We start from the raw sequence: 23,805 nt of genomic DNA, 5'->3' as shown, positions 1-23,805 counted from the left end.
AAAGGATGACTACTAGCCAAACCCTGCCAAAAATTTTAGTGATTTTTGCACACCCAGAGCCCAATGCCTCCATTGCTAATCAGGTGATGACTAAGAAAATTGAGTCTCTGGAACATGTCACGCTTCACGACCTGTACGGTTGTTACCCAGACTTTTTTATTGATGTCGCGGCGGAGCATCAGTTGCTGCTTGAACATGACATCATCGTTTTCCAACATCCACTATTTATGTATTCCTGCCCAGCATTATTGAAAGAGTGGATTGACCGCGTCCTAGGCAAGGGGTTTGCCTTTGGGGCGGGTAGCGCACTACAAGGAAAATACTGGCGCAGCGTGATCACCACGGGAGGCAAGCAAGAAGCCTTTGGTGAAAAGGGATATAACAAGTACCCGCTGGCCGATATTTTACAACCTTTTGAGCTGACGGCAGCGCTGTGTCAGATGCATTGGATCGAACCACTGGTGCTGTATTGGTCACGTAACGTGACCGATATCGAACGTTACCAACATGCCGAGCAATACCGCCGCTGGTTACAAGACCCACTTTCGATTGTAGGAGGCTGCGATGGCGATGGAATCTGATTTTCTGCAAAGCAGCTTTATTTTTCTTACCGCAGCGGTGATTGCTGTTCCTTTAGCTCAGCGCGCAGGTTTGGGCTCTGTTTTGGGGTATTTGCTGGCTGGCGTAGCAATCGGTCCATGGGGGCTGGGTTTAATTAGCGATGTTGAAGCCATTCTGCACTTTGCTGAATTTGGTGTTGTATTGCTGCTGTTTCTGATTGGTCTTGAGCTGAATCCGAAAAAACTGTTCCAGATGAAAGGCCCAATATTAGGGCTGGGTGGGGCACAAGTAGTATTGACCACTTTAGCTTTATCTCTGATTGCTCACTTTGCTGGGATTGGTTGGCAAACCAGCTTAGTGATTGGGATGGGACTGGCGCTGTCATCTACAGCGATTGCGTTAAAAGTTATTGAAGAGCAAGGTTTGGGGGGCTCTGAAACGGGGCAGTCAGGCTTTGCTGTATTGCTGTTTCAAGATATCGCCGTGATCCCAATGCTGGCCTTCCTTCCCATGTTAGCGGGTAATACCGCGGGTAATTGGTGGGATGCAATCTGGATGTTAGCAGGGATCACTGGCTTGATGGTGGGTGGGCATTTCTTACTTCGTCCATTATTTCGCTATATCGTACTCAGTGGTGTTCGTGAGCTCTTTACCGTAGCGGCTTTGCTGTTGGTCATTGGTATTGCTCTGCTGATGAAAAAACTCGGACTCTCAATGGCATTGGGCACATTTTTGGCGGGTGTTCTGCTGGCGGAGAGTGAGTACCGCCATGAGCTGGAAATCGCCATTGAACCGTTTAAAGGTCTATTGCTGGGATTGTTCTTCATTGCGGTGGGCATGGCTGTGAATTTGGGCCTACTGGCACTGCAACCACTGCAAGTTTTAGGGGCAGTAATTGGTCTTATCGTCATCAAAGGGCTGATTTTATACTTTCTGGCTAAACTCGCCGGGACACGAGCAAAAGCACGCAGCAAGATGGCCGCAATTTTAAGCCAAGGCGGTGAATTTGCGTTTGTCATTTTTACCGCTGCTAGTGCAGAAGGGTTACTTGATCAGCAGCAAACCGCATTCTTATTGGTGGTGGTGAGCCTTTCGATGGTGACAACGCCTTTATTGCTGATGTTGCAAAAACAGTGGTTTGCTAAAAAGCTGAATTTCGATGAAGGCACCACAATTAAAACAGATGTGGTTGATAAAAGCCCACGGGTGATCATTGCGGGTTTTGGTCGTTTTGGACAAATTGTTGGACGCTTAATGTATGCCAACAAAATGAAAGTGACCGTATTAGAGAGCGATGCCAGCCAAATCCAGCTACTGCGCAAGTATGGCTATAAAGTTTTTTATGGTGATGCTACCCAATTAGATCTATTGCGGGCCGCCGGGGCTGCAAAAGCGGAAGCGATAGTGCTTTGTACCGACTCACCCGATGAGATCATGAAAATCGTAGACTTGTGTAAACATCACTTCCCTAAAATGAAAGTATTGGCTCGTGCGCGCAGCCGCGTTGAAGCCTATCAGTTGCTAAGTCATGGGGTTGAAAGCTATTCACGTGAAACCTTCCTCGGCGCGTTAGATTTAGGTCGTCAAGCCTTGGTTGAACTCGGTATGCATCCTTATCAAGCCAAGCGAGCAGAAGCGCATTTCCGTAAACTGGATAATGCGATGCTGAAAGAGCTGTTGCCACAACATATTGAAGATAAACAGCTGGCCTTGAGAGCCAAAGAGGCTCGTAAAGAGCTGGAAGAAATTTTTGGTCGTGAAATGGAAAGTGACCAACAATCGAAAAACTTTTGGAATGAATCACCCTAGCATTTGCTTGGGAAGACAGAGCTAGACTGAGACGTGAAATGAAAAAAAGATTTATCGCAGGCGCCAGCTGTCCTAAGTGTCAACACCAAGACACATTACGCTGGTGGATAGAGAATAATATTGAGTTAGTAGAGTGTGTTGAGTGTGATTACGCCGAGCAACGTAAGCCCCAATCGGTTGAGAAAACAGGGCATGCTCAGCAAGACATGATCGGAATTTTTAAACCCGATTGATTGAGTTTCCGAGATTGATCCCCATAATACCTAGGTAATTAGTTTGTCCTCAGGTATGTCACCTGGGCTAAAACCGCCTTGGAGCACTTATGAAAATCGAAAAGAACGTAGTCGTTAGTCTTGCGTACCAGGTAAAAATGGAAGACGGCGTTGTTGTTGATCAATCAACAGCGGATGCCCCTCTAGATTACCTGCACGGTAACAACAACCTGATCACAGGTCTTGAAAAAGAATTGGAAGGTAAAGTTGCTGGCGACAAATTCTCTGTAACAGTGGCTCCAGAAGAAGCATACGGTGAGCACAACGATGCTTTGGTACAACGTGTACCAGCGAACGTATTCCAAGGTGTTGATCAAATTGAAGTCGGTATGCGCTTCCTTGCTGACACTGACCAAGGTCCGATCCCTGTTGAAGTAACAGAAGTTGATGGCGACGAAGTTGTGGTTGATGGTAACCACATGCTTGCTGGTCAGACACTGTCTTTCGATGTGGAAGTGGTTGCGGTTCGTGAAGCGACTGCAGAAGAGATCGAACACGGTCACGTACACCAAGCGGGTGGTTGTGGTCACGACCACGATCATGAAGGCGGCTGCTGTGGTGGTGAAGGTCATGATCACGGTGAAGAGAAGAAAGACGGCTGCTGCGGTGGCGGTAGCTGTGGCTCTCACTAAAACGGCTTGCACTGACTGAGGTCAGTCAACAATCCTTCAAAGCGCTGAACAAGTCATTGTTCAGCGCTTTTTTATTACTGGATTTGATTGACTCTTGGGTAGGTACTGGCAAACTCCAATGACTATCTGAGCGTCCACAGGAGTCGATATGTCTCAGCCATTTTCTATTGCTATTCATGGTGGTGCTGGCACCATTTTACGTGAGCAAATGAGTGAAGAACTTAAACAGGCCATTGTTAATGATCTTACTCGTTCTGTTGAGGCGGGGCACCAAGTCTTAACACAAGGTGGGGATGCGCTTGATGCGGTTGTCGCGGCAGTGAAAGTGATGGAAGACTCGCCTCACTTCAACGCAGGTAAAGGCTCAGTGCTGACAAACCGCGAAATGGTTGAAATGGATGCTTCGGTCATGCATGGCAACGGCATGAATGCGGGCGCGGTCGCTGGCGTTCGTCATATTCGTAATCCGATAACACTGGCCCGAGATGTGATGCTTAACAGTAATCATGTTTTGCTAATTGGTGAAGGAGCAGAAGAGTTTGCTTTCGAACATGGGCATGAATATACCGAACAAGATTACTTCTTTACCGAGCGGCGCTACGAACAGCTGCAATCGATGAAAGAGAAAGGCCTATTCGCCCTGTCAGAAGCCAAATATCCTGATGATCGTAAACATGGCACTGTCGGCGCGGTTGCATTAGATCAACACGGTAATCTAGCGGCTGCCACCAGTACTGGTGGCGTTACAAATAAAAAATACGGTCGTGTTGGCGACTCCGCGTTGATTGGTGCAGGTACGGTTGCGGAAAACGGTAACGTGGCGGTTTCGACGACTGGCATGGGGGAGTTCTTCATCCGAAAAATGGTGGCCGGTGATGTGGCTGCACGAATGCGATACCTCAATGAAGACATTCAAACCGCGTGTGAGACCGCCATTCAAGGCGAATTGAAACGAATGGGCGGTGAAGGTGGACTGATTGCTGTGGATGCTAAGGGCACGATCCATTTTGCTATGAATAGCTCGGGTATGTACCGTGCGGGCATGGATCATTTGGGGAATTTCAGTGTAAAAATCTATGCTGACGAGTAATCAATAAGATATTTGTTTTTTTATAAAGCATCTTCAGTGAGTTACTTCTGTATTATATTTCTATGCTTAAAAAATGACTGCAAGAAATGTGATTCAGTGCTAGAATCCATTTTTAATCAGCAATCAGACTTGGAAAGATGGGTAATAACGTAGTCGTTCTGGGCACCCAATGGGGTGACGAAGGTAAAGGTAAAATCGTAGACCTTTTAACTGAAGATGCAAAATACGTGGTTCGCTACCAAGGCGGTCACAATGCAGGCCACACTCTAGTCATTGACGGTGAAAAAACCGTTCTTCACTTAATTCCATCAGGTATCCTTCGCGATAACGTAAAATGCGTTATCGGTAACGGTGTAGTTCTATCACCTGAAGCTCTATTAAAAGAAATGAAGCCTCTTGAAGAGCGCGGTATTCCAGTACGCGAACGTCTTTTCATTTCTGAAGCATGTCCTCTAATTCTTCCTTACCACGTTGCAATGGACCAAGCTCGCGAAATCGCTCGCGGTAAAAAAGCTATCGGTACAACAGGCCGCGGTATCGGTCCAGCATACGAAGATAAAGTGGCTCGTCGCGGTCTACGCGTTGGCGACCTATTCGATATGGCGACTTTTGCAGAGAAACTAAAAGAAGTGATGGAATTCCATAACTTCCAACTAGTTCACTTCTACAAAGCTGAGCCTGTAAGCTACGAAGAAGTACTTGAGCAAGCAAAAGGCTATGCTGAGCTACTTACTTCAATGGTTATCGATGTTACTGACGAACTAGACGCAGCACGTAAGCGCGGCGACAAGATCATGTTCGAAGGTGCACAAGGTACGCTACTTGATATCGACCACGGTACTTACCCGTACGTAACGTCTTCTAACACAACGGCTGGTGGTGTTGCTGCTGGTTCTGGTTTTGGTCCTCGTCACATCGGTTACATCCTTGGTATCGCGAAAGCTTACTGTACTCGTGTTGGTGCTGGTCCATTCCCGACTGAACTATACGACGGTCTAGACAAGCAAGATCCAATCGGTAAGCACCTAGGTGAAGTTGGTCACGAGTTCGGCGCGACAACAGGTCGTCTACGTCGTACTGGTTGGTTTGATGCAGTGGCGATGCGCCGCGCTATCCAAATCAACTCTGTATCTGGTTTCTGTCTAACTAAACTAGACGTTCTAGACGGTCTAAAAGAGCTAAAAATCTGTACTGGTTACAAGATGGAAGATGGCTCTACGCTAGAAGTTTCGCCAATGGCTGCTGAAGCATTCGAAAAAGCAACGCCTATCTACGAAACAATGCCTGGTTGGTCTGAAAATACATTCGGCGCGAAATCAATCGATGATCTGCCACAAGCGGCTCTAGATTACATCAAGCGTATCGAAGAGCTAACGGGTGTGCCAGTTGATATCATCTCAACAGGCCCAGATCGTAACGAGACTATCATTAAGGTTCATCCATTTAACTCTTAATGTGATCGTGTAAGATTTTGAAAACCGGCGTTTATCGCCGGTTTTTTTGTATCTGATGCACAGGGAAGGTGGCAAGTCTTTGCCATAAAGCGGCAAATTTGATTAAAGTGTTATCACTGTTTGCCGATATAGGTATCAAGCCCATTGCCACAATGGTGGCTATACTGTTAGGGCTATCGATGTGAAAGAGTGCCGATATGAAGCTAAGGACGATAGCCGCTTCTTTGTGTCTGGTATTGAGCTCGCCATTTATCAAAGCCCAAGCGGCAGAAATTGGCGAGCCTGTGCCCATCTATACAGAAGCTGAGCTAATTAAATTAATTAATCAGAACAAACATTTAGAACGAGTCAAAGCCGACAGCTGTCAGTTGGTTGAAGATATCGTTGCGCGTGCAACGCGTATTAGCCTGCCGTCATATGAATTTCTCTATGGAGATATGCTGGCATGGGGCGTCTGCGTTGAGCAAGACGTCGAGTTAGGCTTGTACTACATGGAAAATGCGGCTCATCAAGGTCTCCCTGCCGCTTTGGAGCAGCTTGGGCGTTATTACTCCCGAGGCACCTTAGTACAACAAGATAAAGAGCGCGCGATTCCATACTTGCGTGAAGCTGCCGCGATGGGAAACCTCAATGCTCGTATCCACCTCGCGGAATTATTACTGCGGGATCATGGTAGTCCATTAGACTATGAAGATGCGTATCGATGGTTATATAACTCAGTGACGGCCGATCAACGTACTCACAAACGAATTAATATTCTACGGCAAGGATTAGAGCGTAGAATGCCACAAAACATCATCGCCAGAGCGAAAAAGCGCGACACATTCTGGTAGCAACAAACAGTACTCTTTCACACAAAAAAGCCCGGTTTGACCGGGCTTTTTTATGATTATTGAATCTTCTCTCCAGATTCGAGAACGGTTTTTCTTACCAAGTCAGTAAAGGCTAGCGCTTCTTGGCGCACTTTTTCTTCATTAATCGTCAGCATGTTGCGATCTTCCATTAAGATCTTTCCATCAACAATGGTGTGGCGTACGTTGGCAGAGTTTGCGGAATAAACCAATGCAGAATAAGGGTTATAGACTGGGATCATGTTAGGCGCTTTAGTGTCGATAACAATGATATCCGCCAGTTTCCCTGCTTCAAGAGAACCAATCTTATCTTCCATATGCAGTGCTTTTGCCGCGCCCATCGTAGCCATATCGATGACCTTTAACGGTGGCATGGCGGCGCGATCGTGATTCACCAGTTTGTGCACTTTCGCCACTTGGTTAAACTCATCGATGGTGCTGAGTGTGTTGCCTGACATCGGGCCGTCGGTCCCTAAGCCGATGCGTACGTTTTCGTCATACATTTTTAGTGCAGGTGACACCCCTTTAGCGGATTTAATGTTCGCACTCATATTATGTGCGACGCCCATATCCGCTTTTTTCACCAATTCAATATCTTGATCATCGACCAAGATCATATGGGCACCCAGTAAGTTTTTATTGAGTGCTCCAATACTATGCATGTATTGAACGGGGGATAACCCATTTGAACGCTCAGCAATTTTGTCTTGCTCACGTTTTGATTCAGCAAGGTGGATCATCACGGGCACATCTTTCTCTTGTGAAAGCTTAGCGATTTTCTGCAATGTTTCTGTGGTGTTGGTGTAAGGTGCATGCGGAGCAAAAGCAGGGGTAATACGTGGATGATCTTTATATTGCTCGATAAATTTCAGTGCATACTGGATACCTTCGTCAGCATTGGCTGCATCGGCTACTGGGAATTTAATCACCGTTTCGCCTAATATGGCCCGCATACCGATTTTATCGACCGTCTTTGCTACTTCATCCTCAAAATAATACATGTCTGCGTAAGTGGTGACGCCCCCTTTAACCATCTCAACATTGCCAAGGTTGGCACCGATACGCACCATATCACGGGAAACGAGCTTTGATTCTAATGGGAAAATATAACGATGAAGCCGATCTGGCACATCATCGCCTAAAGAGCGAAACACCGTCATAGAAACGTGAGTATGTGTATTAATAAGTCCTGGCATCACGATGTCACCATCGACATCCAGAACTTTATCTGCGCGATATTGTGTTGTGAGAGAATCATCACCGACGGCGATGATTTTATTCCCTTTCACCACAACTGTCCCACTTTCATAAACGGCTTTGTTGGCGTCCATGGTTAGGATGGTGGCATCAGTAATGATGAGGTCAACAGGTTTAGCAGCATGACTTGCGTAGGAAAATACGCTGATACCCGCAAGCAGACAGGCAAGCAGTGAACGTTTTGTATTCATAAAAATACCCTTAGAACAGGAAAGGATTTATCAAGGCGAATCTTATGCATCGCACGTTAATTTGCAAACGTTTGCCAACTCATTCGTTTAAGGTTGTGATCTCTACCTAATCCAACACAGAGTCTCCTTCGTTTGCTAAGTTATGAAAAATAAAAAGCAAAATGGCGAATTTCCTCTTGTGATGCTGTAGCTTCTTAGGGGAGTCGGATATACTTGCTTTAAACCCTTCTTTGCTAAGTAGCCATGCCTATGTCAGACAATATCTCGAACGATCCATTTGCGGATCGCGAATCTCAGAACTACGAAAACCCAATTCCAAGCCGGGAGTTTATCCTTGAGTTTTTGGAGCATGCGGGTGTGCCGATGAATCGTAATGATTTGTTTGAAGCGCTGCAGCTTAAAGGAGAAGATCAATATGAAGGACTACGCCGTCGTTTAAGAGCTATGGAGCGTGATGGTCAGTTGGTGTTTACTCGTCGTCAGTGCTACGCGTTGCCTGAAAAGCTTGAGATGGTCAAAGGCTATGTGATTGGTCACAAAGATGGGCATGGCTGGGTTCGTCCTGAAGGAAGTGTCGGCAAAGATAATGACATCGTGCTACCACACCATCAAATGAAGAACATCATTCATGGTGACTTTGTTTTGGTTCAACCAACGGATAACTCCAAACGTGGCCGTAAGGAAGGGCGTCTGGTTCGCGTATTAGAGGAACGTCAAACTCAAATCGTTGGTCGGTTCTTTATGGAATATGGTTATTCGTACGTGGTTGCGGATGACTCACGTATTGCTCACGATATTTTGATCCCAAATGATCTGCGTTCCGGTGCCCGCATGGGTAACGTTGTTGTTATAGAGATCACTGATCGTGGTTCTCGTTCGCGCGGCATGATGGGGAAAGTGGTTGAAGTGCTAGGTGAAAACATGGCGCCGGGCATGGAAACGCAAATTGCTATCCGCACGCATCAGATCCCACACGAATGGCCTGAAGAGGTTGAACAACAAATCTCCGGACTGGGTGAAGAGGTTCCGGAAGAAGCGAAAGTTGGCCGAGTGGATCTGCGAGCGTTACCTTTGGTGACGATCGATGGTGAAGATGCGCGAGATTTTGATGACGCGGTTTATTGTGAAGCGAAGAAAAGTGGTGGCTGGCGTTTATGGGTTGCGATCGCTGATGTCAGTTACTACGTACGCCCTGATTCAGCGTTAGACAAAGAAGCCATTAACCGTGGTAACTCGGTGTACTTCCCGTCTCAAGTCGTTCCAATGCTACCGGAAGTGCTCTCCAATGGTTTGTGTTCACTCAACCCACAAGTGGATCGCTTGTGCATGGTATGTGAAATGACCATTTCTGATAGCGGTAAGCTTTCAGGGTACAAACACTACGAAGCGGTCATGAATTCTCATGCGCGCCTGACCTACAACAAGGTCAATGCGATTTTAGAAGGGGATGCAGAGCTACGTGATCGTTATGAGCCGTTAATCCCTCACTTGGAAGAACTGCACAATATGTACAAGGTGCTCAAACACGCTCGCGATCACCGTGGAGCGATCGAGTTTGAGACCGTTGAGACGAAGTTCATTTTCAATGCGGAGCGTAAGATTGATCGTATTGAGCCTGTGATCCGCAATGATGCACACAAGATCATTGAAGAATGTATGATTCTGGCGAACATTGCGTCTGCATCCTTGGTCGAAAAAGCCAAAGAGCCAGCGTTATATCGTATTCACGAATCTCCAGGTGAAGAGCGCTTAATGGGCTTCCGTGACTTTTTAGGCGAGTTAGGCCTAGATCTAAAAGGCGGGCTGGAGCCTTCACCAACCGACTATGCCGACTTAGTAAAACAAATTGCCGAGCGTCAGGATAAAGAGCTGATTCAGACAATGCTGCTGCGCTCGATGAAGCAGGCGGTGTATAACGCAGACAATTGTGGCCACTTTGGCTTGGCACTAAAGCGTTATGCACACTTTACGTCTCCGATCCGTCGCTACCCAGACTTACTGTTGCACCGTGCGATTAAATACTTAATTGCGAAAGAAGAAGGGCGCAATCAAGATCGTTGGACACCGACTGGTGGCTATCATTACTCGTTTGATGATATGGACTTTTATGGTGAACAATGTTCGATGACAGAGCGTCGTGCCGATGACGCAACACGTGAAGTGGCGGATTGGCTCAAGTGTGAATACATGCAAGATCACGTTGGTGAAGTGCTTGATGGCGTGATTGCCAATGTCACCAGCTTTGGCTTCTTCGTCCGCTTAAGTGAGCTGCATATTGATGGTTTGGTACATATTTCAACACTTGCGAATGACTATTACCAATTTGATCCGATAGGTCAAAGACTTATCGGTGAAAGCTTCGGCGCAATTTATCGCTTAGGTGATGCGGTCAAAGTAAAAGTGCTGTCGGTGAACTTAAACGATAAGCAAATTGACTTTGAATTAGTCGAAACAAGTCGTAAGCTACGCGGCAAAGGAAAAACTGCTAAGAAACGCGCGGCTGAAGCAATGAAGAAAGCCAAATTGAAAAAGCGCACGGCAGAGAAAGGGCGCCGTTCGGAAGGTAAGGCGAAGCCAATGGTAGAGCCAACCAAACGACCTGATGGTTCAAGTGACCCTAGCGCCAGTAAAAAGAACAAATCAGACAAGGCTCGAAAGAAAAAGCCGCGCAATAAAAGCAAAGCGCGCGCTAAGAAAGCCTAAAGCGATAAAGTGGAATAACCATGAGTAACGAATTTATTTACGGCATCCATGCTGTAAAAGCTGTTTTGGCTAAAGAGCCAGAACGTTTTATTGAAGCGTTTGTATTGAAAGGCCGTCAAGATGATCGTTTGATGCCGATCCTGAATGAACTGCAAATGGTTGGTGTTTCAATCCAACAGATGGGCCGTAAGGCGCTGGATGACAAAGCCCACGGAGCCAATCATCAAGGTGTGATTGCGCGTGTGAAACCAGCAAAACAGCTGAATGAGAATGATCTGGATGACATTCTAGCGCAGCATGAAACACCACTACTGCTGGTGCTGGATGGTGTGACTGACCCGCATAACCTTGGTGCTTGTTTACGTAATGCCGATGCTGCGGGTGTGGCGGCAGTGATTGTACCGAAAGATAAATCGGCGGCGATGAATGCCACCGTGAGTAAGGTAGCGTGCGGTGCAGCGGAAACTGTGCCATTGGTTCGTGTGACCAACCTAGCGCGTACGATGCGCGCACTGCAAGAGCAGGGCATTTGGTTTGTCGGAACCGCTGGTGAAGCAACCCATGACATTTACCAAGCGAAACTGACAGGGCCGTTAGCGGTTGTGATGGGGGCAGAAGGTGATGGTATGCGTCGTTTAACCCGTGAAACTTGCGATGATTTAATCAAGATCCCAATGGCTGGTACTGTATCAAGTTTAAACGTGTCGGTTGCTTCCGGTATCTGCTTGTTTGAAGCTGTTCGCCAACGTGCTTTATAAAGCCGTTATGCGCTTTGGGTCGATTTGAGGATAGAAGTATGAAATATGCCCCAATCAAAGAGGAAATCACGTTTGATGATTTCTCAAAAGTTGATATTCGTGTCGGTCTAATCGTTGAAGTTTCTGAAGTGGCAAAATCAGACAAGCTTATGAAGCTGACAGTAGACTTTGGTGATCATCAGCGCTCTATTTTGGCTGGTATAAAACAAGAGCGTGAAAATCCCAAAGAAATTGAAGGAAAGCAAGCTTTGTTTGTGGTCAATTTGCCTGAAAGAAAAATGGCGGGTGAAGTGTCTCAAGGCATGTTATTCGACATTGGTTATGAAGATAAATTGCAACCATGTCTCGCTTGCCCAGAAACAGAAATGCCTAACGGTGCCAGAGCAGGGTAACATGCATAACAAGCAATTTAAGCATTAAAAAAAGGAGCCTCATGGTTCCTTTTTTGTTATGTTCAATTAGCGGGTTAACCACTGTTTAGGGTTTTGAGTCCGGCTATTGCGGCGGATTTCAAAATACAAAGAAGGTCGAGCTTGGCCCCCTGTGTCTCCAGCAAAAGCGATCGTTTCGCCTGCGACAACTTTATCCCCTTCTTTTTTGGTTAAGCTTTGGTTAAAGCCATACAGCGTCATATCCCCTTTACCGTGATCCAGCAATACAACAAGTCCATAGCCACGGAGGTAGTCAGCAAAAACCACTTTCCCGGAATAGACCGCCTTGATTGGCTGCCCGTAGTTGGCGTTAATGACGATACCTTTCCAGTTAATTTGACCTGTTTGACGTGTGCCATAGCTATGTAAAATACGGCCTTTCACTGGCCAAGGCAGTTTGCCTTTGTGGCGTGCTAATCCATTCATCGGTACCGCATTGCGCTTTGCCGCTGCGGCTTTTGCAGCTTTAGCAATTTCAGCTTTTAGGCGCGTTTCGTTGCGGCGCAGCTCCGACAGATACACTTTATCGTTGGAGATGCTTTTCTTGATCTTACCGACGGTTTGTTTTCGCTGGGACTGGGTTTTGGCCAATTGATCGCGTTTGGTGGTCTGCTGGGTTAGCAGCTTATCAATTTGCGCTTTCTCTAATTCCAGTTGGTTGCGGCTGTTATCCAGTTCTCTAACGGTATTTTCTAGTTCATCAATAGCTTGTGCACGCTGTTTAGCAAGGTGCTGAAAATACTGGCTAATACGATCATCTTCAACGCCGTTATTCAACATCTGTGTCGGTGCTTTCGCGCGTTTGGTGACGTAATAGGTTTTTAATAGCTCGGCTAAGTTGTCACTTTGGGTTTGTTTCTGCTCTTCTAATTGACGCACCTTGCCAGAAAGTTTGTTGATGTTGGCATTGGTACGAGCAAGATCGGACTTAGTCTCGCGAATGTCTTTCTCAATTCCATTGATATTCAGTTCATGTTTGCGTAGAGACTTTTGTAACTCATCCAGCTTCTTTTGTTGTGTGCCGAGTGACTGAGTTTGACGAGAGATTTCACCTTTCACTCCTTTAAGTTCATTCGGGGAGGCCGCATGGCTATATGGAATGACAGAACAGGCGCTAAGCAGAATAAAAGTAGTAACAAGCCGTTTTAAGCGCTGCGGGGTTCTGTGGTGTGCCATTGTGGGAAATCTATCCTAACTAATTGAGAGACAGCCAGTATACCCAAAGAAAATCGGTGGAAGAAAGAGTATTGTAAAAACTTGAGGCTTGAGAGAAACAAAAACGCCCAAGCATCTGCTTGGGCGTTTTAAAATCGATAAATCGATTACTTAACTAGTACTTCACCTGTCATTTCTGCTGGGATCTCTAGACCAGTTAGAGACAGCATAGTTGGTGCTAGATCAGACAGTTTACCGCCTTCTTTGAACTCAACGTCTTTGTCACCAACGTAGATTAGCGGTACTGGCAGGTTCGTGTGAGCCGTGTGAGTGCCACCTGTTTCTGGGTCTACCATCATCTCTGCGTTACCGTGGTCAGCCGTGATCAGCATTTGACCACCCACTTCTTCAATCGCAGCAGTTACTTTAGCAACACATGCATCGATTGCTTCGATTGCTTGCTCTGCAGCTTCGTAAACGCCAGTGTGACCAACCATATCTGGGTTCGGGTAGTTACAGATGATAGTGTCGTACTTACCTGACTTGATCGCTGCAACCATTTTCTCTGTTAGCTCTTCAGAGCTCATCTCTGGCTGTAGGTCGTAAGTTGCTACTTTTGGAGAAGCAACAAGTTGACGTTCTTCGCCTTCAAATTCGTTCTCAACACCACCGTTGAAGAAGAAAGTTACGTGCGCGTATTTCTCAGTTTCAGAGATACGTAGCTGAGTTTGGCCTTGCTTAGATAGCCACTCACCGTATGTGTTCTCTAGCGATGCTGGTGGGAATGCGATTGCTAGTGGGATGTCAGCCGCGTATTGCGTTAGCATCACGAAGTTGATTGCTGGGAATACAGCGCGCTCGAAGCCGTCGAATGCAGGTACAAAAGTACGGGTGATTTGACGAGCACGGTCAGCACGGTAGTTCATGAAGATCACTGCATCGCCGTCTGCGATGACTGCATCTTCTTGACCTTCAGCTTTAATTGCTGTCGCTTTAACAAACTCATCGTTTTCATCACGAGCGTAAGCTGCTTCTAGACCTGCTACTGCTGAGTCGAATGTGAATTCTGCTTTAGCTTGAGTTAGAAGATCGTAAGCAACTTGAACGCGATCCCAGTTGTTATCACGGTCCATTGCGTAGTAACGGCCAACTAGAGAAGCCACACGGCCTTTGCCTAGTTTAGCGAATAGCTCGTCGAAGCGTTTTAGCGAATTCTCTGCGCTGCGTGGTGGTGTGTCACGGCCATCTAGGAAGCAGTGTAGGTAAATCTTCTCTGCGCCACGAGCTGCTGCCATTTCAACGGCTGCGTAGATGTGGTCTTCGTGAGAGTGTACGCCACCTGGAGACATAAGACCCATGATGTGTACCGCTTTTTCTGCTTTCACTGCAGCATCGATTGCTTCTACTAGCGCTGGAGTTTCTACAAACTCACCGTCAGCGATAGATTTAGTGATACGAGTTAGGTCTTGGTATACAACACGGCCAGCGCCGATATTTGTGTGGCCAACTTCAGAGTTACCCATTTGACCGTCAGGTAGGCCAACATCCATGCCAGAAGCAGAGATTAGAGTGTTTGGTTTGTTAGCAAACAGGCTATCAAGGAATGGAGTTTTTGCGTTCGCGATTGCGTTGCTTGCTGTATCTTCACGGTGACCGTAACCGTCAAGAATAACTAGAGCCATAGGCTTCTTAGCTGACATAGTAATAACCTCGTCAAATTTTTAAGTAACTGTCGGTCTGAGCGACCTTGAAACAAAACTAGCGTAATTTTACTACACTTTTTAACCAAAACTGTAGGTTAAGATCAAATATTGTTTGCGATTTATTGTTGCAATCTTTCATATTGAAACGCCAATAAATCCTAGTTTAGCGCCATTACCGACAATGATTTGCTTTGTTAACTTCATTCTTATCAAAGTGACAACACAATGAAAGTCGGAATTAACTATTAAATTAATTGCTCTAACTAACCAAAATTGCAGTTCCTGTCACCGCAACGACTGCGCCGAGCCAAGCGTAACGATTTGGCCGTTTTTTGGTGTAGATCCAGAGAATCGGCAACAACATGATAGGGGTAGTGGAGGACAGTAACGCCACCATACCCACATTGCCTTGTTGTAAGGCGTATAGGATTAATGTCATCCCCACTGCCATAGCAAGGAAGCCATTAATCGCCGTAATGGTAAAAATACGTACATTCATTGGTCGGGTCGCTCTAGCGAGACGCGCCCCTGTGAATAAGAATAAGCAGTGTGCAGCAAAAGCGGTGATCATACGCATTGCGGATGCTGCCACGGGGTCAATGGCTGTTTGCATTACAGGTTTAGCGATAATGCCACCAAGGGCTTGGCAGAGGGCGGCGATTAGCCCTAACGAAATACCGACCCATACATGGCCTTTAATTGTTTCCAGTTTATTTTCTGTTTGTCCTTTTCGGCCAAAAAAGATTGCAGTAAGAACGCCAGAAAAGACCAGTGCGGCTCCAAGTAGCTCCATCGAGGTCATGCTTTCACTAAACAGAAAGTAACCCAAAACAGCGGAAAATACAGCGTGGCATGAGAATAGCAGCCCCGCTTGGCGTGGCCCCATGCGGTTAAGGCAAGCAAAGAGTGCGGTGTCACCGACAAAGATCCCGATAAATCCAGAGAGCATCATGGCTGAAATTGCACTGACTTCAACACTGCTCCAGCCACCGGTATACAGTGCCATCAATGATAAAATAATTGAGGTGCACCCCATGCGCCATCGGCTATATGCAAAGGTACCTAGGTGCTGAGCTGGGACGACGGAAAGTAAACTTGCAGCGGCCCAAAGAAAGGCGGCGCCTAATGCAAGCCATTCATAACCCATGATGTGTTCATCCTTGATAAAGCGAAATGATTCTAGCTATCAATATGCCTGAAAATAGTAGAGATACCAATAAATAACGGGCCGTTATGGCCCGTTAAGTTAGTAAAGAAAAGCGCTAAACCTTAAATCGGCCGACTTCTTCGCGCATTGAGTGCGCTGAGTCATACATCTCTTGCGCACTGCTGCTGCTTTGGGTAGCTTGTAGCGCGAGGGTATCAGAGGCATCTTTAATGCCTTGTGTATTGCGGCTGATGTCTTCACTTACTGCGCGCTGCTCCTCTGCGGCGCTGGCGATCTGCAAGGCCATATCATTGATTTCATTAATAGCACTTGTGATCTCTCCTAGGCTTTCAAAGGCTTGTTGAGCGTATTCCACACTGTTGTCCGCAAGGTGGGTACTGGTCTGCATGCTTGAAACGGCTTGCTTGGTATTATTCTGCAGCGTTTCTATCATGGTGCGGATCTCTTCTGTCGAGCCGTGGGTACGCTGACTTAACACGCGAACTTCATCTGCCACGACGGCGAAACCTCGTCCTTGTTCACCTGCACGAGCGGCCTCGATCGCGGCATTAAGTGCCAACAGGTTGGTTTGTTCTGCGATTTCTTGAATGGTTGATAAGATTTGATTGATGCTTTGTGTGTTGCTCTCCAGTTCTGTAATGATGCTCGATGCATTGGTAACTTGCTCTGCCAATTTGACGATGGCGGAGCGGTTTTCTTGAATAACACTTTGACCATTTTCACATGCAGAAGCGGAGCTTTGTGAGGCGCTTGCTGTCAGCTCTGCGTGACTAGCCACTTCCGCTGCTGTTGCCGACATTTCATGGATAGCGGTTGCGATCTGATTTACGTCGTTCTGCTGCTCCTCTACTTTTTGTGACGCTTGTGCAGAGAGTTGGTTGGCGCTTTCGGCTTGTGATGCGAGATGATTACTGTGTTCGATGATGCTTTTGAGCATGCTTTGCATCTGTGACAAGAACTGGTTGACGTGCTTGGCGAGCTCGCCGATTTCATCCATCCGTTCAATCTTGATGCGTTGAGTCAGATCCCCCTCACCTTGGGATAAAGTGCGCAATGCATCAGACAGAGTTTGAAGAGGAAGTAACAAGCGAGTGATCACCCAAGTGCTGGCTGATGCAATCACTAAATAGAGGATGAGTGATGCAATTGCAGTGAACTGGATTTGCTCTGAGACGGAAGCAAACGCCAACTCTTTGTCTACCACAATTGCTAGTGACCAATCGGTATCTGGCACGTTTGCAACGTAAACAAGCTTGTCGCCTTGCTCAGGCCAAGTTACGGTTGCTAAGTCGCGTTGATTTTGTAGCGCTTTCATTCGCTCAGGTGTCAATGCTTGGTTGATTGATGTTAGCGGTTTTTGGCTGGCGGCCTCATCCTGATAAGCGACGATATTATTGTTACCGTCCACCAACAAAGCAAATCCATCATTATCAAGGCTGACATTTAACACTTCTTTGATGATATTCGTGACGGGAAGGTCTGCTGCCAACACCCCTTGTTTGTTACCAGAAAATGCTTTAGCAAAGCTCACTACGATACTGCCGTCAAAATCTTGATAAGGCTCAGTAATGATGAGTCCAGGTTTTTCCATCGCATCTTGGTACCAAGGACGAGTGCGAGGGTCGTAATCGGCAGGCCAGTCTTCCGTTTTATCACCATAAGCGATGGAACCATCGGAAAAGCCTGCATACACCGAAAGAAACTGGCCAGAACGTTTGGTCAAAAGCATCTCGCGATCGGCATTGTCAGCATTGAGAATAATATCTTCATTGGTCAGCATCATCTGGCTACGGATGGCTAACCAGTCACTAATATAACGTGTGGTTGCTTGACTGACATTGGAAACTTCACCGCTTAAGGCGGAGGTGGTTTCTTGCTTTAATTGACTAACTGAAATCCATGCTTGAACGCCGCTTACAATGGCAATAATGATAGCGATAGCAATTTGTATCTTAAATTTGATGGTACTTCTCATGGCCTTCCCTTTACATACAGACAACAACAGAGAACGTTTATAAAAGCACTTTTTACTAGTTGATTAGACTAGATGTATAACTGTGCTCAATATAAAGACGTGGTTATGATACGCCTGAGTCGACGGTTATCTGGATGCTATAAAAATAAACTATGGAATTATTTGATCTGCTTATCCATTCAACGAATTGACTGGTCTAGGAAGGTGATGATTATTAATATTTATTATGGGAGTGTGACGCCCTACCCAAATTTTGGGTAGGGTATCGAGTGCGGTTAATGGAGTAAAAATACAGCTAAGTAAACAAGCAGCAGCCCAATAACACCGATTATGATGCCGGTTTTTGCCATGTCTTTGCTTTCGATAAGACCCGTCGAGTAGGCCAGTGAATTCGGTGGGGTTGATACGGGTAAGATCATGCCGAGAGATGCGGAGAAGGCGACAACCACCAACAAGCTCTGTAAGCCACCAAACTCGACGAGACTAGGCATGGATGCACCAATGGCGGCAGCAATGGGCATTAGCAAGTTTGCGGTCGCGGTGTTGGACATAAAATTCGCCATTAACCAACATACAATAGATAACGTGATAATGACGGCTGCCGGTGAAAGTGATTCATAGTCAATGGCATGTGCAAGCGCGACGGCAAGCCCCGTTTTGTCGAGGGCAATCCCTATCGCAATACCCCCCGCAACTAACCAGAGTACATCCCAGTTGATCTGCTTTAATTCTGTCTTGCCCATAATGCCTGTTAACGTGAACACGGCCAGCGGAATAATGGAAACCACATAAGTATTCATTCCATGTAGTTTCGTGGTCATCCAAAGCAAAATCGTGGCCGAAAAGGTGGCATAAACCACGATAGCCCGCCAATTACGCTGAAACTTTCCGTCCAGTTTGAGCGCCATGTGTTGCTGTTGGGATGGAAACAGCTTCTGCAACAGCAACCAAGCTATAGCCAACTGTACCGTGACAAAAGGTAGGCCCATAATCATCCAGCTCAGAAAATCAATGCTGTTTTCACCAGTAAGGTATTGCAATGCAATCGCGTTAGGTGGCGTACCGATTGGGGTGGCGATCCCGCCAGTGTTCGCTGCGATGGGGATACACAACACTAATGCTTTAATGCCTAAATCCCCTTTGGGCGCGGAAGCCACAATAGGGCCGAGTAGTGCAAGCATCATGACCGTGGTGGCTGTATTGGACATAAACATAGAAAATACGGCGGTAATTAGCATTAATCCAAGCATGATGAACTTGGGTTGGGTACCAAAGGGTTTCAGTAATACGCGAGCAAGGTTGTTGTCGAGTTGGTATTTGGAAGCGGCTATGGCCAGTGCAAACCCACCCATGAATAAGATAATGATGGGTGAGGAGAAGGCGCTAAAAATATCGGTGTATTTGATTAACTCGCCTAAATCATGACCTGTGGGTGGAGTGCGAAACCAATGCAACCCTTTATCTGAAATCATTACCAATTCCAGTGCGATGATCAGGATAGATGTAGCAAAAACCGGGACAGGTTCAAGTACCCATAACAAGGCTGCAAGAAGAAAGATCGCCAACAATCGGTGCTGAATTAAAGTGAGATCGTCGATAGGGATGGCATCGATGGGCAGCATGAGAAGCAGCAAAGGCAACCCAAAGCAGATTGCGAGTTTGAACAGTATGGCAGCATCGATTTTGGGCATAAGCAACACCGAACAAGAGAAGATAATTGCTAGATTAATCGAGATGGATTTTGCCTTCCTCGACGAGAGTTAGAGTTTTGAAAAATAATAAAATTTGTTGTTAATGGTTTGTTTTTCGTCAATAAAAAAGGCCTTGCTTAGCAAGGCCTTTAAAGTTCAGTCGACGTGTTATTCTGCTTGTTCGGTGCTGGCGTCTTGTTGCTCGATAGCTTGGTGGGCGTAAGGAGTTCCCATCACTGTGGCTTGATTGAGCTGCATGCTGTTGTCGAAGCATACACTGCCTTTCGCAAACAGGTTGATGACGGTTGAACCGAGTTTAAAGCGGCCCATTTCTTCGCCTTTCTTCAACACCACAGCGTTGTTGCCATCAGCTGGGTAATCCCAACGATAAACCGTATTACCACGTGGTGGTGTTACGGTTCCTGCCCAAATAAGCTCGATACTGCCTACAATCGTTGCACCTACCAAAATTTGCGCCATAGGGCCAAACTTGGTGTCAAAAATACAGACGACGCGTTCATTGCGAGCAAAAAGATTTGGGACATTTTCTGCCGTCAGTGGGTTTACAGAGAACAGATCACCAGGGATGTAAATCATTTGACGTAGCACACCATCACAAGGCATGTGTACACGGTGGTAATCACGAGGTGACAGATAAAGCGTCGCAAATTCACCATCTGCAAATTCTTCTGCAAGTTTATTGTCGCCACCAAGTAGCTCAAGCACTGTGTAATCGTGTCCTTTAGCTTGGATCAACTTACCGTCTTGGATCGGGCCAAATTGGCTTACACATGCGTCGGCTGGGTGAGTAATGAGTTGCTCGCCTTCAGCGATAGGACGCGCCCCGTCTTTGAGCTCGCGAACGAAAAATTCGTTGAACGTCTTGAAGTAAGCCGGATCTGAATGTTGGGCCTCTTCCATGTTGACGTTGTATTGTTTGATGAACCAGCGAATGATGGCGGTGGTCAGACTGCCTGCTTTTGCAGAAGCCAATTTACCCACCAGTCGGGTTAGCCCGTGTTGTGGGAGCCAATATTGCAGTCCAACTTTAAACTTATCCATGGTTACAATTCCAATGTTAACGTTATGCTTACTTTTGGGCGCGAGATACTACTCAACTTTTGTGCAAAAGTCAGTACTTACCGTAGAGCTTTTACTTAAGACTTAAAGATCTGCTTTCTTGTTGCGTGAGTATTGGCGATTGGCTTTCACTTCGACCATGCTCTCTAAAATTCGGTGGTAGTTTTCAAAACGAATTTCACTGATTTCACCGTTCTCTACCGCTTCTCGCAATACGCAGCCTGGATCATCTAAGTGTTTACAGTCTCTAAACTTACAGCCGCCTAAATAAGGTTTGAACTCAACAAATGCCTTGGTGACTTCTTCTGCTTCAAGGTGCCACAAGCCAAACTCTCGAACGCCTGGTGAATCGATAAGATCGCCACCACTAGGGATGTGGTACAAACGTGAAGCTGTTGTTGTGTGCTGACCTAAACCGGAGTTTTCCGATACTTCACCTTCTTCAACGTTCAGCTCAGGCAGTAGCGCATTGACGAGGCTTGATTTCCCAACCCCTGATTGACCCACAAAGATATTAATGCGGTCGGTCAACTGCGCTTCTAGCTCTGGAATGCCTTCACTTGTTTGTTTACTCACCAACAGCACTTTGTATCCGATCGCTTCATAATCGCTCAGCCAGTCTTGATACATCTCTAACTGCTCTTGATCCAATAAGTCGATTTTATTGAGAACAATCAACGGTGCAATACCAAGCACTTCGGATGCAACCAGATAGCGATCAATGATATTTAGAGAGAGTTCTGGAAGCACGGAAGAAACAATCACCATTTGATCAACGTTTGCAGCGACGGGCTTTAAGCCATCATAGTAATCGGGGCGTGTTAATATGGAAGTTCTAGGCTCTACCGCCTCAACCACGCCGGAGATCCCAGCCATAGACTCAAGGCCAGGACGCCACAGGACTTTATCACCAGAAACCAGCGTCTCGATACCTCGACGTAAGTTACAGCGATGAATTTCTTGGGTTTCGTTATCTTCGATATCGGCGTGTTGACCAAAACGTGTGATGACTAGGCCAGATTTGCTGCCACCCAGCATGGACTCATCCCATTGGACGGTCTCTTCTTGCTTGAGCTTACGTTTTTGGTTACTGCGCACACGTCGCACTTGACCTTTGGTCAACTTTTTCTTCTTTGCCACAATTCTCTACTTTGCAGTTATCGCTAATCAATAGATTGCACTGATGTGATGGTGCGAGTCGTTACGCATCAGCAAAACTATCTTGGGTATTCGAATTTGGGTATAGTACCTTTTTTATGAGTAAACAAATAGGCAACGATTTATGTCCTTTAGTGATCAGAACTTAATTTGGATTGATCTGGAGATGACAGGGTTGGACCCGGAAACCCACAAAGTAATTGAAATTGCGACCATAGTGACAGACAGCGAACTGAACGTGCTTGCAGAGGGACCAGTACTTGCTATCCATCAACCAGAAGAAGAACTGGCAAAAATGGACGAGTGGTGTACGACGACTCATACTGGCAGTGGATTAGTTGAGCGTGTGAGAGCAAGTCAGGTGACAGAAGCACAAGCTGTCACTGAGACCATTGAATTCCTTAAGAAATGGGTTCCTGAAGGAAAGTCGCCAATCTGTGGCAATAGTGTAGGTCAAGATCGCCGCTTCCTATACAAACACATGCCGGAACTCGAGCAATACTTCCATTACCGTTACATTGATGTCAGTACCCTTAAAGAGTTGACGCGTCGTTGGCAGCCAGAAGTGTTAGATGGGTTCTCTAAGCAAGGGAGCCACCTTGCATTAGATGACATCCGAGAGTCTATTGCCGAGCTGAAGTACTATCGTCAGACAATATTCTCGATTTAAGCGTATTAACGTTGATTGAAGCCAGCCCATTCGGTGCTGGCTTTTTTCATTATGGGACGGGTAAAAAGGCGAACTGAGCCACGCCATGGACCACTTTCGTGATACTTCGATTGGTGCTGTCTGCCACGATCAATGCCATCATATCTTGCACCATCACCATTTTTGCAAACAAGCGATCAAAGCTGGTGTCGTATTCGGTTTCGCTCATTCGGTTACTGAGTAAAAAAAGCTCACCATTGCTATCTCGGCGTTTATAGAGTCGCCAAACAAAAATTTCGATGTTTCTGGCGCTGTTATACAAGGCTTGTTCATCGAGTGAGTCGAGAATAAAAAACTCTTGCTGGTGGTTGTAGGAGCGACGCAACATTTCGGTTAAGCCTACAATCACGGCAAACACTCTATCGCCTTCAAACGTTTCATCAAATCCTAATAGAATGGCATCGACACCCGTTTTACCATTCAATTCATCGAAAACCAGCTTGGGAAGAGTAAGTTCTTCGGCTGGGCCAAAAATTTGTAACAGGCGATCATCGATGGTTTTTCCTGGTGACTTTTTTAGCTGATTGGGGTTACGAACATAGAGTTTTCGAGTGAGGGTCTCCATCATTTCTTTTTGTTGTTTTGCATGGACATCCATGACAAAGTCGATATCACTCTTACCAAGGTTTCTTACCGGTTTTGGAATAGAGGAACACCCGCTAAGCAAAAAGACAAGGCAGGTGAGTAGCAAAAAAGAATAGTGGGTCATTGTGCTAAAAAATCGAACCATGATAGCTGTTTAGATGTCCTATTCATTACGTCAAAAAATATGATGCTACGGTTGTTATAACGTAAAAGAGCCGCTGTGAGCCAGAATCTAGCTCAGAGTGATCGGCGATTTGTGTGTTTTGCTCGCATTTAGTTGATGAGAAAGAAAGATTTTTGGGTGTAAGATCACCGTGTTCATAATGGTATTAATCGATGTCTTTGAAGGATGTAAAGTCTTGTTGATTAGGAAATATACGGTTTTGTGTGCTTTTTCATCAATCAGAGAAAAAATAGATTTTTTTTGCTAGAAGGACTTGCATCACAAAAAAATGCTCTTATAATTCGCAGCCCTAAACGACGGAAACGTTGTTGATGCGACACTAGCTCAGTTGGTAGAGCGCAACCTTGCCAAGGTTGAGGTCACGAGTTCGAACCTCGTGTGTCGCTCC

The 23,805-nt window shown here is 46.2% G+C and carries 20 protein-coding genes and 1 tRNA gene; 12 read left to right on the top strand and 9 right to left on the bottom strand.

The features are described 5' to 3' along the window. The first annotated feature begins 5 nt into the window (after positions 1-5). The 7 genes from kefG to motX all read left to right on the top strand — a co-directional run bounded on the left by kefG (position 6) and on the right by motX (position 6,651). Positions 6-581, top strand: a complete 576-nt coding sequence (gene kefG, locus ACQEXU_RS12150; RefSeq protein ID WP_367987981.1) for a glutathione-regulated potassium-efflux system ancillary protein KefG — start codon at positions 6-8, stop codon at positions 579-581. After that, positions 565-2,370, top strand: a complete 1,806-nt coding sequence (gene kefB, locus ACQEXU_RS12145; RefSeq protein WP_367987982.1) for a glutathione-regulated potassium-efflux system protein KefB — start codon at positions 565-567, stop codon at positions 2,368-2,370. The genes kefG and kefB overlap by 17 nt, the downstream gene beginning before the upstream one ends. Positions 2,371-2,408: 38 nt before the next feature. Beyond that, on the top strand, positions 2,409-2,603 hold the full coding sequence (locus ACQEXU_RS12140; protein ID WP_427011003.1) for a YheV family putative zinc ribbon protein: 195 nt from the start codon (positions 2,409-2,411) through the stop codon (positions 2,601-2,603). 89 nt (positions 2,604-2,692) lie between these two features. Then, positions 2,693-3,274: a peptidylprolyl isomerase gene (gene slyD / locus ACQEXU_RS12135; RefSeq protein ID WP_367987984.1), complete on the top strand. Its 582-nt coding sequence runs from the start codon at positions 2,693-2,695 to the stop codon at positions 3,272-3,274. A gap of 148 nt (positions 3,275-3,422) precedes the next feature. Then, positions 3,423-4,364: an isoaspartyl peptidase/L-asparaginase family protein gene (locus tag ACQEXU_RS12130; protein ID WP_427011002.1), complete on the top strand. Its 942-nt coding sequence runs from the start codon at positions 3,423-3,425 to the stop codon at positions 4,362-4,364. A gap of 137 nt (positions 4,365-4,501) precedes the next feature. Further along, positions 4,502-5,818 carry an adenylosuccinate synthase gene (locus tag ACQEXU_RS12125; RefSeq protein ID WP_367987986.1) on the top strand — a complete coding sequence of 439 codons (1,317 nt, stop codon included), beginning with the start codon at positions 4,502-4,504 and terminating at the stop codon, positions 5,816-5,818. A gap of 197 nt (positions 5,819-6,015) precedes the next feature. Beyond that, entirely contained in the window at positions 6,016-6,651 is a 636-nt protein-coding gene (gene motX, locus ACQEXU_RS12120; protein ID WP_367987987.1) for a flagellar protein MotX, read from the top strand. Between the two features lie 56 nt (positions 6,652-6,707). On the opposite strand, the gene ACQEXU_RS12115 is transcribed toward motX, so the two are convergent. Further along, complete coding sequence (locus ACQEXU_RS12115) at positions 6,708-8,117, bottom strand: amidohydrolase (RefSeq protein ID WP_427011001.1); 1,410 nt, start codon at positions 8,115-8,117, stop codon at positions 6,708-6,710. Between the two features lie 249 nt (positions 8,118-8,366). Between ACQEXU_RS12115 and rnr the strand changes: the two genes are divergently transcribed. Genes rnr through ACQEXU_RS12100 form a run of 3 tightly spaced genes read left to right on the top strand, consistent with a single transcriptional unit; the run spans position 8,367 to position 11,970 of the window. Next, complete coding sequence (gene rnr, locus ACQEXU_RS12110; protein ID WP_427011000.1) at positions 8,367-10,820, top strand: ribonuclease R; 2,454 nt, start codon at positions 8,367-8,369, stop codon at positions 10,818-10,820. A 20-nt stretch (positions 10,821-10,840) separates the two neighbouring features. Continuing rightward, positions 10,841-11,578 (top strand): 23S rRNA (guanosine(2251)-2'-O)-methyltransferase RlmB, encoded by a 738-nt coding sequence (rlmB, locus tag ACQEXU_RS12105; protein ID WP_427010999.1) that lies wholly within the window; start codon positions 10,841-10,843, stop codon positions 11,576-11,578. Positions 11,579-11,616: 38 nt separating this feature from the next. Continuing rightward, entirely contained in the window at positions 11,617-11,970 is a 354-nt protein-coding gene (locus tag ACQEXU_RS12100) for a tRNA-binding protein (RefSeq protein ID WP_367987991.1), read from the top strand. A gap of 66 nt (positions 11,971-12,036) precedes the next feature. On the opposite strand, the gene ACQEXU_RS12095 is transcribed toward ACQEXU_RS12100, so the two are convergent. The 7 genes from ACQEXU_RS12095 to rsgA form a co-directional block, all read right to left on the bottom strand. Then, the gene (locus ACQEXU_RS12095) at positions 12,037-13,185 is read right to left on the bottom strand and encodes a murein hydrolase activator EnvC family protein (protein ID WP_367987992.1); all 1,149 of its coding nucleotides are present in this window, start codon (positions 13,183-13,185) and stop codon (positions 12,037-12,039) included. Positions 13,186-13,331: 146 nt separating this feature from the next. Further along, positions 13,332-14,864: a 2,3-bisphosphoglycerate-independent phosphoglycerate mutase gene (gene gpmM, locus ACQEXU_RS12090; protein WP_427010998.1), complete on the bottom strand. Its 1,533-nt coding sequence runs from the start codon at positions 14,862-14,864 to the stop codon at positions 13,332-13,334. Positions 14,865-15,126: 262 nt separating this feature from the next. Next, positions 15,127-16,014 carry a DMT family transporter gene (locus ACQEXU_RS12085; protein WP_427010997.1) on the bottom strand — a complete coding sequence of 296 codons (888 nt, stop codon included), beginning with the start codon at positions 16,012-16,014 and terminating at the stop codon, positions 15,127-15,129. A 115-nt stretch (positions 16,015-16,129) separates the two neighbouring features. Next, the gene (locus tag ACQEXU_RS12080; RefSeq protein ID WP_427010996.1) at positions 16,130-18,010 is read right to left on the bottom strand and encodes a methyl-accepting chemotaxis protein; all 1,881 of its coding nucleotides are present in this window, start codon (positions 18,008-18,010) and stop codon (positions 16,130-16,132) included. A 275-nt stretch (positions 18,011-18,285) separates the two neighbouring features. Continuing rightward, positions 18,286-19,701, bottom strand: coding sequence for an SLC13 family permease (locus tag ACQEXU_RS12075; protein WP_427010995.1), 1,416 nt, complete (start codon positions 19,699-19,701; stop codon positions 18,286-18,288). A gap of 168 nt (positions 19,702-19,869) precedes the next feature. Continuing rightward, the gene (gene asd, locus ACQEXU_RS12070) at positions 19,870-20,763 is read right to left on the bottom strand and encodes an archaetidylserine decarboxylase (protein WP_427010994.1); all 894 of its coding nucleotides are present in this window, start codon (positions 20,761-20,763) and stop codon (positions 19,870-19,872) included. A 102-nt stretch (positions 20,764-20,865) separates the two neighbouring features. After that, positions 20,866-21,921, bottom strand: a complete 1,056-nt coding sequence (gene rsgA / locus ACQEXU_RS12065) for a small ribosomal subunit biogenesis GTPase RsgA (RefSeq protein WP_427010993.1) — start codon at positions 21,919-21,921, stop codon at positions 20,866-20,868. Positions 21,922-22,063: 142 nt separating this feature from the next. On the opposite strand from rsgA, the gene orn reads away from it, so the two are divergent. After that, positions 22,064-22,609 carry an oligoribonuclease gene (orn, locus tag ACQEXU_RS12060; RefSeq protein WP_367987999.1) on the top strand — a complete coding sequence of 182 codons (546 nt, stop codon included), beginning with the start codon at positions 22,064-22,066 and terminating at the stop codon, positions 22,607-22,609. A 49-nt stretch (positions 22,610-22,658) separates the two neighbouring features. On the opposite strand, the gene ACQEXU_RS12055 is transcribed toward orn, so the two are convergent. Further along, on the bottom strand, positions 22,659-23,357 hold the full coding sequence (locus ACQEXU_RS12055) for a hypothetical protein (protein WP_427011116.1): 699 nt from the start codon (positions 23,355-23,357) through the stop codon (positions 22,659-22,661). A 373-nt stretch (positions 23,358-23,730) separates the two neighbouring features. Here ACQEXU_RS12055 and ACQEXU_RS12050 point away from each other — a divergent pair. After that, positions 23,731-23,803: transfer RNA gene (locus tag ACQEXU_RS12050), tRNA-Gly, on the top strand. The last annotated feature ends 2 nt before the right edge of the window (positions 23,804-23,805 follow it).

It is taken from the genome of Vibrio sp. TRT 21S02 (assembly GCF_050113675.1).
In the GTDB taxonomy this organism is placed as follows: domain Bacteria; phylum Pseudomonadota; class Gammaproteobacteria; order Enterobacterales; family Vibrionaceae; genus Vibrio.
Note: the sequence above shows the minus strand (reverse complement) of the source record. Positions and strands in the feature narration are given on the sequence as shown.